The following is a 12,004-nucleotide window of genomic DNA, read 5'->3' as shown; positions in this document are numbered from 1 at the left end:
GTTGATGTAAAAGACAAAGAAAGTTGGGCAAAATCTAAACAGAGCATCGTTTTTTTTTGCTTTTTTTTGTATAACAGAATAATTTCCTGTTTTTGCTAAAGAAAATCCTCAATCGTGGGAAATGGGGCATGGCTTGATAGAGTAGCGGTAAATGCCCAATAATTAAGTACCGTTGATGCGAGCCAGAAAGGAACAAACACGATACCTAGTTTTAAGTGCCTTATCTGATATTTTTGGCAAAATGAGCACTTATTTTTAAAAATTACAAACTCACTTCAAAGCTCCGCTTTTCGTGCCTTATTTGGGTTAAAATGGCCTCGTTTTCGCCTTCACCCCCAAATTTAGACAAGTGCTGAAATGAAATGCTCGCTTCGCTTCATTCTTTTTCGGAACTTCGTAAAGCTGAAGCGCGTTGGCGGTCATGCTGTTTGACGTCGCGTGTTTTTTACAAAAGGACACAAGACATTGTCAATTTAAAAGAAACTTATTCGCTGAAAAAAACTCAATTATGTACAAAGCAAAACATTTGAGTCCAATGATACCTTCGATTGACATTGTCAAGACCGTATCATTTTTTATTGACTTGCTTAGATTTGAAATTATTCGTGACGACAAAACATACGTCATTTTACAAAAAGACAATCTGACAATTCACATTTTAAGAGCAGGCAAAGAAATCGGAGAAATGGAGTTTTATCTTGAAGTAGATGATCTTCAGTCTATATGGAATTACATAAAAGACAACTTAAATGGAATTAAATTTAAAGAACCTTTTGACCAAAATTATGGCATGAGGGAAATCCATCTCGTTATACCAATGACAAAGACACTTCTGTTTATTGGACAACAAATAGGCTGACAAAAAACGTATAATTCGAAGCACGAACGCCCAACATGGGTATTGCCAAAAGTGGGGCTGAACGGAAGTACAATCAGCAGCAGTAAAAGCCAATCTTCAGTTCGGGCTGGACAAACAACTTTGGGTTTAGTTCTTAACTTCAACTTCATATTTTCAATCAGCAGCGGTTGTGGGCGGACGGAATACTAATTCCACACCTGCACAAATCCCTGCTCGTGAGCACCAATTTTAAAACGACACCAATAGAACAATGGGAATATTTGACATTTTTAAAAAGCCCGACAATGGAAATAATCCAAAAACGGCTGAACAGAGAAAAAAGCAAACTGAAAAACACTTGAAATCTTTGAATATTCCATTCATAGACCACTTACCATTAATCGAAGAAGAGAGTGAAGTAAAAATCAGAACAGCCCAAGAAATTGCAGAACGAATTTTAGTTTTGGTTTATTTAGTATACTTTTCCGAAGTTCCTGACGAAAGAGATAACGTTATTGACTTTCTAAAAACAAATTCACTTTGGGACAAAGTTTCGCCAGACGAGAAAGTGCTATTTCAAAAAGAAGAACTTACAGACCAAGAAACTGCAAATATTTCTTGGCGTTCAGAAGGAGTATGGTTATTACTTTGGACAATCAACAAAGTTGACAAATTAGAATTGCCGACAGAACAGGTTGAGATACCAGAAATTGTATCACGACTTCCTAAATTTCTTACTGACCCAAGTGAATTTATTAAAACTGCAATTGTTAGACCGACAACAGAAATACTTGACGCATTAGACTTGATTTATAGACTACATTGGGCGACAAGAAACGCTAACTTAAATAATCAACCAATGCCTGCAAGTTTGGATTTGAGTATGATTATGGAAAGACATTATGCAATAAATTGGGTAACTATTTACGCTGACGAATGGGACAAAGTATCAACTGATACATAAGAAAAACTGGTGCTAACAACTAAACCTTCGTTCGGCACGCAATGCCAAGAATGAAGGCAATGTTAAACGGAAGCTTTGGAAGCGATTCCAGAGGAGGATTTCTCAGCTACTATTATGGGATTTTCGAGCGGTTTGCTGTGGGGTACTCTGGCTGGGTATCAGCCTTTTTTTCAAAAATCTGCGGCTGTAGCAAAGCCACCTACTCAAAATCCTCAAATTTCCCCTTCAAAAAATCCTCAACCCGCTCGATTCTCTTGCGCAAATCAGGGGTAGACCATTTTCTTTCATCGGGTTCCCGTAATTCATTGTCGTTGAACAACATCTCGCCTTTCCCCAAAAGCAACCAATTGGCATTGACATTGGGATAGGCACTAAGAAAGCTTTGCAGAAATTCATAGCTGGGGTTGTTGGCCGAGTTAAATACATTGCTGACCCGGGCAGAACTGGTGCCCATGTCTTTGTAGATGTTGTGCTGTTTCAAATCTAACCTTTTGGCCAGTATTTTGAGGCGTTCGGCAAAACCTTCATCAACCATTTTAGAAAATATTTGTAAAATAAATTTGCAATTTAAAATTTAAATTAGCAGATTTGTGTTGCATTTGACGTTGAACAAAACTAAGGAAATGCTGAAGAAAAACAAACTTCACGCATCAAAGTGGAACTATGGCTAATAGCTATTGTGTTCAATAAAATAAATTTCTAAATTGCCTTATTAAAAACGCTTATGACTAAACCTCACCGTGGAAGAATTCAAGCCCAAGGGGAAAACCTGGAAGAGTCAGTAACTTGGGCGCAAGATGAGCCACTTAGCAAAAAAGATGGACTAAGATTATTAGAGTTGTTAAAATCGAAGCTGAGCAAAAAGGAACTAAAAGATAGGGAAAAACAGTTCAAACAAGCTCAACGCTTCATTGAAAACGTGCAAGACGGGGAAAATGCTCCAAGTGACATATCGTTCTTGAATCGCAAAACAAAGCATGAACGAGTCGACATTGAAATTTGGAGCGGAACTGCCTTTGGCATTTTTTTGTTGCTTTTCATTATCTGGTATTTAATAGGGTAAAAATGGGACAAGTACTTTATGCCACTTTTCTAGAAAACCGCCGAGTATACCTCTTGGCAAAGGCCCGCTGGCAGCGCTTATTTGAGCAATTGCTCAGCGCCAAGCAGTACACTTTTCGCCCTTTCTTGAATGAAAAAAGAATGGACGGCAATCCGATGTTTACCGCTTATGTCCCCGGAGTAGACCGAGCTTTACGCATTATCCAGGTTGACCCCTCCGAGGCAGTTGCTGAGGTGGACATTAAAGCCTGGCTGGATCAAGCCGTAATGCCTGAACGTGAAGATCGTGTAGAGGAATTGGTCATTGATTTGGTGCTGACCAACGAAGCTGAACAAATCAGTCTACTTCTGATCGAAGCATGGTTGCTTCAACAACTCAGCTTAACAGATATGCAAAAGATGATTGATGAATTGGTGGTTATCGATGAAGAAGTAGGTGGTGTTTAGGGATAAATTGCTAAAAAAAGTACAAAATGATTCTAGTCAACGGCAATGTAGACGAAAAATCCTACCAAAAAATTGATTTAGTCTGGATCAATGATTTGTTAAAAGATTTGACAAGTTGTAACCTGTACATCACATTGGTAGCTAGAACAGAAAAGAGTCAGACTAGCGTAAGGAAATATAAAAGCGATATTTTTTTATGGTTGGTGATCCCCTATGCTGAAATACTTGCCTCCGAAGATACCAAAGCAATCATCATTGACACCCTGCTCAATGAATTCTATCGTTTGGAGCGTTACAAAGAACTGCTGGATGTAGCTGAGTTGAGACAGGAAATCCAGGCTAGGTTTGGGGTGGAGCTGACTGTTTAGAAGTACCATTTCCGTGAACATTACCCATCAATGAGGGTAATCCATTGAATGAATTGGTGACTCCCTTGTTGCTTTCTATTCAGAGACCGACATTTTATGACTGATTCTCCATCCCTTCAAAATGCTTTTTCACAAAAGCATCTTTTTCATTGTCCGTCATCTTATCTACTGATTCAATAGAAATTTTTATGTCCTTAAAGTGCAAATCCTTATTCAAGTAATTGTGCAGTTCTAATTTTGCATCTGTCGGGCCAAATAAGAGCACGTTATCATAGTTCAAAATCTCAGCTGCAATTTCCTTGTAATAGGCTTCATGCATTTGCTGTTCCTTGTTGTGCATGATACTTTCACTTCTTTTCAAAGCTTCTTCTTTGGTGTTAAAAGTAAACGCTGATGATATGGAATGATCATTTTTCTCCGCTTTTAAATCAATAAAAAGGGCAGTAGAATGATCCATCCAAATGCCTAAGTTCTTATGTGTTTTCATTTTTTTTGGTTCTATAAAAAGTGAAAGTGGCATAAAGAGCAGGTAAAAATCTTTGGTGCCGCTTAAAATTTCACAACAGCACAAAGGTGAGATCTTTTAGCGCCTGAAACCTTATACAATTCAGCATAAGAATTACATGATTCACACGTTGACCCAGGTAAGAGCATGCTCTGATGTAGGAATCTTACAACTTATTTATCAGATTGTGTAACTTTTATTGTGGCTAAATGACAAACCTTTGCTTTGTAAAATCATTGAAAAAAAGATTGAAGATGGTCACATCAGAAGAACAAATCATCCTAAAAACCACGGACGAGGAAATAGCAGCAGCAAACCGCAGCACCAAAAGCCACAACCCTGGATTAAGGGCACTACTGTCCATAAAAAAATTCACCGCCACCCTGGAAAATGACCATACCGAATTGCTGCAAATCGAAAGCGAACTGGATAAAGTGAATAAAGATGGTTTGTTGATTATTGAAGCCACCATCTCTCCAGAAACAACAATCCAGTGGAAAGCGATCGTACAGGAAATGAATAAAGCATTAAGCGGAATTAATACTACCCTTACTACGGCAAAAGAAAAGATATTGCTAAAAGAGAAAAACGATTCCTCGGAGCTGTGGGATCAACTGGCTGTAAACTTAACTGCCCTAAAGGACAATGCTAAAAATGCTACAAATACAGCATTGACATTATTGCCAGAAGCGGTTCATACCAAGTGGGAAAAAGAATTTGCAACACTTCAAAAGCCACTTGTAGAATCCCTCATTGCTCATGTGGATTCATGCAGGGTATTGTTGCAATTGATTGAACGGTATACCCCAGAAGAATTGAATGCAATTACCCAAATTATTGTAGACCATATTCCATTGGATTTTACTTATGAAGAAGCGATGGAGTATCAAAAGGATTATTACAAAGCACTGATAAATTTTAAAAAAGAATTTAAAGGAGAAAAAAATCTTTGGGATAAATTTCTGGACATCTTGGCAGGAGGCACGCACCAGTTACCATCTGAAAGAGTAATGTTAGAACGTTGGATTGATGGAGAAAAAGGAGAGCTGTAAAACAACATGGAGGAGCACAATCCCCTTCACGCCTACAAAAACCGTTCCTCCCCTTCCGCCAGCACCCGCACATTTTCCAGTACCTGCTGCATATAAATCCGCCAAAACGTTTTGGTAAACAACCAATTCAGCGGATAAAGCAAAGCGACCTCAGCGTGCATCGTGTAGGTGTATTCGATCAGAATCTCGTTTGGTTTCAATTCAGTCGTTTTCCATTCCCCGACAAATTTGGAAAAGCCCAACATCCAGGCTTTGAACTCGCTCACCTCGATTTTCCAGTATTGGTTTTCAATGCGCTCAATGACCCGGTCGATAGAGGCTTCGCCACCAGCCTGGGAGATGGAGGGCGCTACAAATACTCTTTTGCTACTGCCAAGTTGACCCCAGTTTTCATCCTCTGTGCAGTGGGTTACTCTAGGCATGATACCAAAGCCCGTGTGCACTTTAGACACATCACAAAGCATAGGCGCTTTGAAGGCCCGCTCCAGGGAGCAGTGGTAAATGGTTTGGATGGTAACGCTGGTGGTCATAGAAACAGATTTTAGCGGAATCTACGCTGAACATTTGCAAAAAAAAAAATAAATTGCCTAAAATTAAAAAGATGTCAACTGCCACATTATCCATTGGTAACAGAATAGTCGCTGACGAAGGCATTTTGGGCGGACAACCTCATATTGCCCATCGGCGCATCCGAGTGAAGGACATTGTCCAATGGTATGATCTTTTAAAAATGGATGCTGACGAGATCGCCGCAGCTTACGATCTAGAGCTGGCCGATATTTTTGCTGCGCTGGCTTATTACTACCACAATCGGGTATCTCTCCAACAGATTTGGGCTCAAGAAGAGCTATTGGTTGACGAATTGCGCAGAAGTATGCCTTCAAAAATTAAGCGTATAGTGGATGGATCGAATTAGTTTTTATCTGGATGAGCATGTTGCCAAAGCAGTGGCAAAAGGGTTGAGGCAACGGGGTATTGAGGTTTTGGAGAAGAAGAACATGGAAGGCCATGTTGAGTTTTTGTGACTTGAAAATTCATTTCAAGAGGCAGATAATCTGCTTCTTTGTTCAATGTATCGTTGAGACCAAATAGCACTGTTGTTTTCCCATATTGACGAGGTCGATTGATGATGAAATACTTTCCCCGCTCCACCATGTCTATGATGGCCGCCATTTTAGCACGTGTATCCATCATGTAATACAAGTGAGGATAACAAGCGCCCGTAATATTGAACTCCTTCTTCATAAAAACAAAGATATTCAAATTTTAGCATCAGCAGGAGCATGGCGCGGTCTGCCTTTTCCTGCATTTACTTATTGCGCAAGTTCGCTCAATCAAAAGACTGATTCAAAAATTTAATCAAAGGATACATGGAGGCAAAAACCTCTTTTGCAAATGCATCAAAACCTGCATCCAACAATTTCTCTTCTCCAAAAGAATGTGATGCCGTAAAGCTCTTCAATTTCAACAAGTCAATCGCTGGATTGTCTTCCTTATATCCCTGCGGTGCTTTTTTAAGCATATTTTCAGTGTCCAGGGCTTTTGGAAAAAACTGCTTGAAACTTTTTTCATTCAGAATGGCCAACAGGTCTTTGTGGTTGTAGTGAATTTCCTGGCGGATTTTTTTCAGGGCTTCTGTTTCAGGCATGTACAGGCCTCCCGCTAAAAAACACCCGCCATCTTCAACATGAAAATAATACCCGGCTTTTTGTACGCCTTTGGCCCCTGCACTGAACCAGGCGCCCATATTGGTTTTGTAAGGCGATTTGTCCGTCGAAAAGCGCGTATCCCGGTTGATGCGGAAGATGCATTTTTTGGGATCGAGCTTGGCAATGGAAATTTCCGGGTCAAAACCTTCCAGTCCCGTAATCAGGGCTTGTACCTGGGTTAAAAAATCATCCTTGGCGATTTGGTAGATTTTGCGGTTGGTATCAAACCACTCTTTGTTGTTGTTGGCTTTCAAATCCTTGATGAACTGGAATGTGGAGGCTTTCAGCATGGTGATGGGTTTTGGGTCAAATTTAAAAACATTTTCTTTAATTCTGGATGTAAAAAACAATAAATTGAATTGTATTTCAACGTAATTTTATTTTTAACAGAATATGAATAACTTGGCCTCAAAGTTTAGTACCATGCCCAGATTAATTGCGCTGTTTAGCCTTATTAGCGGTTTCGCGTTTTTCAGTTGCCAACGTCAAACGCCCGTTGTCCCGGTCAGCAACCCCGAGATTTTCGCCAATTTCCCCAATATTCGCATCGATAGCTCGGCGGGTCCTTTTGCCACAGGCCCTTGCGAACCCAGCATTGCCATTTCTCCGGTGGATTCCAATATTGTGGTGGCCGGAGCCATTCTCGATAAAGTCTATTACTCTTCCAATGGCGGCATCACCTGGAAAAAGAAAACCCTCACCTCACCCTATGGCGTATATGGAGACCCCATGCTATTGGCCGACAACAAAGGCGATTTCTATTACGCGCACCTCTCCGATCCCAAAGGCTCGCAAGGCAATGACCCTACCTGGCTGGATCGCATTGTGATCCAGAAATCGACCGATAAAGGTGTGACCTGGTCGCAGGGAACCTACGCGGGCTTGCACCACCCCAAAGACCAAGACAAGCACTGGCTGGCCGTAGACCCGCGCGACAATAGCCTCGTGATGACCTGGACAGAATTCGACAAGTACGACAGCAAAGACCCAAAAGACAAATCCCGCATTCTTTTTGCCCGCTCCAACGATGGCGGCAAAACCTGGAGCAGCGAAGCCAACCTCAGTCAACTGGAAGGCGATTGCCTCGACGACGACAACACTACCGAAGGCGCAGTACCCGCCATCGGCCCCAAAGGTGAAATTTATGTGGCCTGGTCTTACGCCAACAAGATTTACTTCGACCGCTCACTTGATGCAGGCAAAACCTGGTTGGCCACCGACAAAGTTGTAGCCGATCAGCCCGGCGGTTGGACTTTTGACATCCCGGGCATTTTCCGCGCCAATGGCTTACCCATCACCGCAACCGACCTCAGCAATGGGCCCAATCGCGGCACCATTTACGTCAACTGGTGCGATCAACGCAATGGCACCAACGATACCGATGTCTGGATTGCCAAATCTACCGATGGGGGCAACTCCTGGAGCGCCCCAACGCGCGTCAACAACGACGGCGCAGGCCACCAACAGTTTTTCACCTGGCTGGCCGTAGATCCGGTCACCGGTTACCTCTACGTGGTGTTTTACGACCGCCGCAACCACACCGACGACAATACCGACGTGTACCTGGCTTATTCCAAAGATGGGGGCAAAACTTTTGTCAACGCCAAAATCAGTCAGTCTCCGTTTTTGCCCACCAAAACCATTTTCTTTGGCGACTACAATCACCTCAGTGTGTACAATGGTCGGGTGCGTCCAATTTGGACCAGGCTTCAGAATGGAAATTTGAGTGTATGGACGGCGCTGGTAAGGTTGAAGTAAGGTTGGGATGGTTTTTCGAAGGCGATTTCTCCAAAAATCCCTTATATTTGCACCTCGAAAAAAAAATTCCAACTGGCCATGTACAAGGAATACAAGCAGCTCAATTTACCGGACATTGATCGTGAAGTGTTAGCATTTTGGGAAAAAGAGCACATTTTTGAAAAAAGCATCGAACAACGCGATGTAGAAAACAGCTACGTATTTTACGAAGGACCTCCTTCCGCCAACGGGATGCCCGGCATCCACCACGTGATGGCGCGGGCCATTAAAGATATTTTTTGCCGTTACCACACCATGAAAGGCCAGCGCGTAGAGCGCAAAGGCGGCTGGGATACCCACGGTTTGCCAATCGAATTGAGTGTGGAGAAAGAATTGGGCATCACCAAGGAAGACATCGGTAAAACCATCTCGGTAGACGATTACAACCGCAAGTGCCGCGAAACGGTGATGATGTACAAAGACCGCTGGGACGACATCACCCGCAAAATCGGCTACTGGGTCGACCTCGACAATCCGTACATCACTTACGAAAACGACTACATCGAGTCGGTGTGGTGGTTGTTGCAGCAATTGTACAACAAAGACTTGCTGTACAAAGGCTATACCATCCAGCCTTACTCCCCGGCAGCGGGCACAGGATTGAGTTCTCATGAATTGAACCAGCCCAACGCTTACCGCGAAATCAGCGATACATCGGCGATCGCCATGTTCAAAATTGTGGACAGCGACCACGAGTACTTCCTGGCCTGGACCACCACGCCCTGGACGCTGCCTTCCAATACGGCGGTAGCCCTGGGTAAAGACATCACCTACGTCAAAGTGCGCAGTTTCAACCGCTACACGGGCGCACCCATGGTTGTGATTTTGGCCAAAGACCGCTTCAGCCAATACTTTTCTGAGCAAAACCCTGACCTCAAACCCGAAGACGTCAAGCCAGGCAACAAGCCCATCCCCTACATCGAGATCGTAGCCGAAATGAAAGGCAGCGAACTGGAAGGGATCGAATACGAGCAACTGTTGCCTTACGTGAAGCCCGACGGGCCAGCCTTCAAGGCGCTTTTGGGCGATTTTGTCAGCACCGAAGATGGTACGGGCATCGTACACATTGCACCTACTTTTGGTGCCGACGACTTCCGGGTGGCCAAACAGTACGGCATTGTACCGCTGATGGTCAAAGATGAGGCAGGCAACCCCATGCCGCTGGTAGACAAACGGGGCCGCTTCGTGGCCGAAGTGACCGATTTTGCTGGCCGCTACGTCAAAGACTACGGTCAGGTAGAAGAACGGCCTGTAGACGTCGACATCGTGATCAAGCTGAAGGAAGAAAACAAACTTTTCGGTTCCGAAAAATACGTCCACTCTTATCCACACTGCTGGCGCACTGACCGCCCCGTGTTGTACTATCCACTCGATAGTTGGTTTGTCAAGGCGTCTTCCATGAAGGAGCGCATGTTTGAACTGAACCAGACCATCAACTGGAAACCCGCCGCAACCGGTGAAGGCCGCTTTGGCAAATGGCTGGAAAACCTCCAAGACTGGAACCTTTCCCGCTCCCGCTACTGGGGCATCCCGCTGCCCATCTGGCGCAGCAAGGATGGCACCCAGGAAAAGTGCATTGGTTCGGTAAAGGAGTTGCAAGACGAAATTGTAAAAGCAAATGCAGTTCTGGGCAAAACCCAGGAGGTACCCAAAGACTTGCACCGCCCCTACATTGATGAGATCGTATTGGTAACCGACAACGGTGAGCCATTGTACCGTGAGCTCGACCTGATCGACGTGTGGTTCGATTCGGGTTCAATGCCTTATGCACAGTGGCATTACCCTTTTGAAAATGTAGAAGAATTCAAATTCCGCTACCCTGCTGACTTCATCGCCGAAGGCGTTGACCAAACGCGGGGCTGGTTTTATACGCTCCACGCCATCGCCGTGATGGTATTCGACAGTGTGGCGTTCAAAAACGTGGTTTCGAACGGTTTGGTACTGGACAAAAACGGCCAAAAGATGTCCAAGCGCCTCGGCAACGCGGCGGATCCTTTTGAAACTGTAGCCAAATACGGTGCCGACGCTACCCGTTGGTACATGATCTCCAACGCCCAGGTGTGGGACAACCTGCGCTTTGACCTGGCGGGCATCGAAGAAACGCAGCGCAAGCTCTTTGGCACACTCTACAATACCTACTCCTTCTTTGCGCTGTACGCCAACATCGACAAGTTCCGCTACATTGAAGCGGATATCCCGATGTGGAAACGTCCCGAAATTGACCGTTGGGTGCTCTCCGCGTTGCACTCTTTGGTGAACGAAGTAGATGCCGATTACGCCAACTACGAATCCACCAACGCTACCCGCAAGATCATGCAGTTTGTGGATGAAAACCTGAGCAACTGGTACGTGCGCCTCTGCCGTCGCCGCTTCTGGAAGGGAGATTACACCGACGATAAAATTTCGGCTTACCAGACTTTGTACGAGTGCTTGATTACTTTGTCCAAATTGATGGCTCCTGTTGCGCCATTCTTTGCGGAATGGTTGTACAAAAACCTGAACAAGGTAACCCGCCATGAACCTCACGAATCGGTGCACTTGACCTTGATCGAAGAATCCAGCTCTGACTTGATCGACAAGCAACTGGAGCAAAAGATGGATTATGCGCAACGAATTTCCTCCCTGGTGCTTTCGCTGCGCAAAAAGGAGAAAATCAGGGTACGTCAGCCGCTGCAAAAGGTCTTGTTGCCCGTGTTGAATGAGGATTTCATCGAACTGGTAGACGGCGTCAAAGCCCTGATCGAATCAGAAGTAAACGTCAAGGAAGTTGAATACTTGACCGACGATTCGGGCTTGCTCAAAAAGCGCATCAAACCCAACTTCAAAACCCTCGGCAAACGCCTGGGGCCACACATGAAGGCCGCGCAGGAAATCATCGGCCAGCTCAGCCAGGCCGAGATCAGTGCCATCGAAAAAACAAATGAATACATCCTCAACGTCAATGGCAGCAGCTTTGACCTGAACCTGGAAGACTTTGAAATCGCCGCCGAGGACATCCCCGGCTGGTTGGTAGCCAGCGATGGCCTGCTCACCGTGGCACTCGACATCACCCTCACGCCCGAACTGGAGGCCGAAGGGATGGCCCGCGAATTGGTCAACCGCATCCAGAACATCCGCAAAACCCGCGACTTCAACGTAACCGACCGTATCCAGATTGACCTGGAGAAACACCCGGCGGTGGAAGTAGCAGTAGCTCAGTACGGGCAATACATCAGCGATGAGGTACTGGCGGTGAGGCTGGATTTGGTAGCTGGGGTGACGG

General features: G+C 44.6%; 14 protein-coding genes. 9 read left to right on the top strand and 5 right to left on the bottom strand.

The annotated features are described in order from the left end of the window. Window positions 1–508 precede the first annotated feature (508 nt). Window positions 509–859 carry a VOC family protein gene (locus ABW391_RS07550; protein WP_353481238.1) on the top strand — a complete coding sequence of 117 codons (351 nt, stop codon included), beginning with the start codon at window positions 509–511 and terminating at the stop codon, window positions 857–859. Between the two features lie 250 nt (window positions 860–1,109). Further along, complete coding sequence (locus ABW391_RS07545; RefSeq protein ID WP_353481237.1) at window positions 1,110–1,802, top strand: DUF4272 domain-containing protein; 693 nt, start codon at window positions 1,110–1,112, stop codon at window positions 1,800–1,802. A 199-nt stretch (window positions 1,803–2,001) separates the two neighbouring features. On the opposite strand, the gene ABW391_RS07540 is transcribed toward ABW391_RS07545, so the two are convergent. Further along, entirely contained in the window at window positions 2,002–2,337 is a 336-nt protein-coding gene (locus ABW391_RS07540; RefSeq protein WP_353481236.1) for a helix-turn-helix transcriptional regulator, read from the bottom strand. 189 nt (window positions 2,338–2,526) lie between these two features. On the opposite strand from ABW391_RS07540, the gene ABW391_RS07535 reads away from it, so the two are divergent. The 3 genes from ABW391_RS07535 to ABW391_RS07525 are packed head-to-tail and all read left to right on the top strand — an operon-like array spanning window position 2,527 to window position 3,679. Then, window positions 2,527–2,865, top strand: a complete 339-nt coding sequence (locus ABW391_RS07535) for a hypothetical protein (RefSeq protein ID WP_353481235.1) — start codon at window positions 2,527–2,529, stop codon at window positions 2,863–2,865. Between the two features lie 2 nt (window positions 2,866–2,867). Beyond that, entirely contained in the window at window positions 2,868–3,311 is a 444-nt protein-coding gene (locus ABW391_RS07530) for a hypothetical protein (protein ID WP_353481234.1), read from the top strand. Window positions 3,312–3,337: 26 nt separating this feature from the next. After that, window positions 3,338–3,679, top strand: a complete 342-nt coding sequence (locus ABW391_RS07525; RefSeq protein WP_353481233.1) for a hypothetical protein — start codon at window positions 3,338–3,340, stop codon at window positions 3,677–3,679. Window positions 3,680–3,773: 94 nt separating this feature from the next. Here the strand turns inward: ABW391_RS07525 and ABW391_RS07520 are convergent, their stop codons facing one another. Beyond that, window positions 3,774–4,166: a hypothetical protein gene (locus ABW391_RS07520; RefSeq protein ID WP_353481232.1), complete on the bottom strand. Its 393-nt coding sequence runs from the start codon at window positions 4,164–4,166 to the stop codon at window positions 3,774–3,776. Between the two features lie 272 nt (window positions 4,167–4,438). Between ABW391_RS07520 and ABW391_RS07515 the strand changes: the two genes are divergently transcribed. Beyond that, window positions 4,439–5,236 (top strand): hypothetical protein, encoded by a 798-nt coding sequence (locus ABW391_RS07515; protein WP_353481231.1) that lies wholly within the window; start codon window positions 4,439–4,441, stop codon window positions 5,234–5,236. Window positions 5,237–5,268: 32 nt separating this feature from the next. Here ABW391_RS07515 and ABW391_RS07510 read toward each other — a convergent pair whose 3' ends face one another. Further along, window positions 5,269–5,766, bottom strand: coding sequence for a hypothetical protein (locus tag ABW391_RS07510; RefSeq protein ID WP_353481230.1), 498 nt, complete (start codon window positions 5,764–5,766; stop codon window positions 5,269–5,271). Between the two features lie 71 nt (window positions 5,767–5,837). Here ABW391_RS07510 and ABW391_RS07505 point away from each other — a divergent pair, with 71 nt between their 5' ends. Then, window positions 5,838–6,152, top strand: a complete 315-nt coding sequence (locus tag ABW391_RS07505; protein ID WP_353481229.1) for a DUF433 domain-containing protein — start codon at window positions 5,838–5,840, stop codon at window positions 6,150–6,152. On the opposite strand, the gene ABW391_RS07500 is transcribed toward ABW391_RS07505, so the two are convergent. Further along, window positions 6,149–6,481: a hypothetical protein gene (locus tag ABW391_RS07500; RefSeq protein WP_353481228.1), complete on the bottom strand. Its 333-nt coding sequence runs from the start codon at window positions 6,479–6,481 to the stop codon at window positions 6,149–6,151. The genes ABW391_RS07505 and ABW391_RS07500 overlap by 4 nt on opposite strands. Window positions 6,482–6,566: 85 nt before the next feature. Then, the gene (locus ABW391_RS07495; RefSeq protein WP_353481227.1) at window positions 6,567–7,235 is read right to left on the bottom strand and encodes a DUF2461 domain-containing protein; all 669 of its coding nucleotides are present in this window, start codon (window positions 7,233–7,235) and stop codon (window positions 6,567–6,569) included. Between the two features lie 133 nt (window positions 7,236–7,368). On the opposite strand from ABW391_RS07495, the gene ABW391_RS07490 reads away from it, so the two are divergent. Together ABW391_RS07490 and ileS are read left to right on the top strand one after the other, a co-directional pair. Then, window positions 7,369–8,703, top strand: a complete 1,335-nt coding sequence (locus ABW391_RS07490; protein WP_353481226.1) for a sialidase family protein — start codon at window positions 7,369–7,371, stop codon at window positions 8,701–8,703. 78 nt (window positions 8,704–8,781) lie between these two features. After that, on the top strand, window positions 8,782–12,004 hold a 3,223-nt coding region (ileS, locus tag ABW391_RS07485; RefSeq protein WP_353481225.1), incomplete at its 3' end, for an isoleucine--tRNA ligase.

Origin of the sequence: Haliscomenobacter sp. (assembly GCF_040403615.1) — a bacterium.
GTDB lineage: Bacteria > Bacteroidota > Bacteroidia > Chitinophagales > Saprospiraceae > Haliscomenobacter.
This window is presented reverse-complemented; position numbering and strand designations above follow the sequence as displayed.

Bases quoted from the DNA above. Each gene is read 5' to 3' on its own strand.
- ABW391_RS07545 (WP_353481237.1), top strand. From the start codon at position 1,110: ATGGGAATATTTGACATTTTTAAAAAGCCCGACAATGGAAATAATCCA.
- ABW391_RS07495 (WP_353481227.1), bottom strand. From the start codon at position 7,235: ATGCTGAAAGCCTCCACATTCCAGTTCATCAAGGATTTGAAAGCCAAC.
- ABW391_RS07490 (WP_353481226.1), top strand. From the start codon at position 7,369: ATGCCCAGATTAATTGCGCTGTTTAGCCTTATTAGCGGTTTCGCGTTT.
- ABW391_RS07520 (WP_353481232.1), bottom strand. From the start codon at position 4,166: ATGAAAACACATAAGAACTTAGGCATTTGGATGGATCATTCTACTGCC.
- ABW391_RS07550 (WP_353481238.1), top strand. From the start codon at position 509: ATGTACAAAGCAAAACATTTGAGTCCAATGATACCTTCGATTGACATT.
- ABW391_RS07510 (WP_353481230.1), bottom strand. From the start codon at position 5,766: ATGACCACCAGCGTTACCATCCAAACCATTTACCACTGCTCCCTGGAG.
- ABW391_RS07530 (WP_353481234.1), top strand. From the start codon at position 2,868: ATGGGACAAGTACTTTATGCCACTTTTCTAGAAAACCGCCGAGTATAC.
- ABW391_RS07505 (WP_353481229.1), top strand. From the start codon at position 5,838: ATGTCAACTGCCACATTATCCATTGGTAACAGAATAGTCGCTGACGAA.
- ABW391_RS07515 (WP_353481231.1), top strand. From the start codon at position 4,439: ATGGTCACATCAGAAGAACAAATCATCCTAAAAACCACGGACGAGGAA.
- ABW391_RS07500 (WP_353481228.1), bottom strand. From the start codon at position 6,481: ATGAAGAAGGAGTTCAATATTACGGGCGCTTGTTATCCTCACTTGTAT.
- ABW391_RS07540 (WP_353481236.1), bottom strand. From the start codon at position 2,337: ATGGTTGATGAAGGTTTTGCCGAACGCCTCAAAATACTGGCCAAAAGG.
- ABW391_RS07525 (WP_353481233.1), top strand. From the start codon at position 3,338: ATGATTCTAGTCAACGGCAATGTAGACGAAAAATCCTACCAAAAAATT.
- ABW391_RS07535 (WP_353481235.1), top strand. From the start codon at position 2,527: ATGACTAAACCTCACCGTGGAAGAATTCAAGCCCAAGGGGAAAACCTG.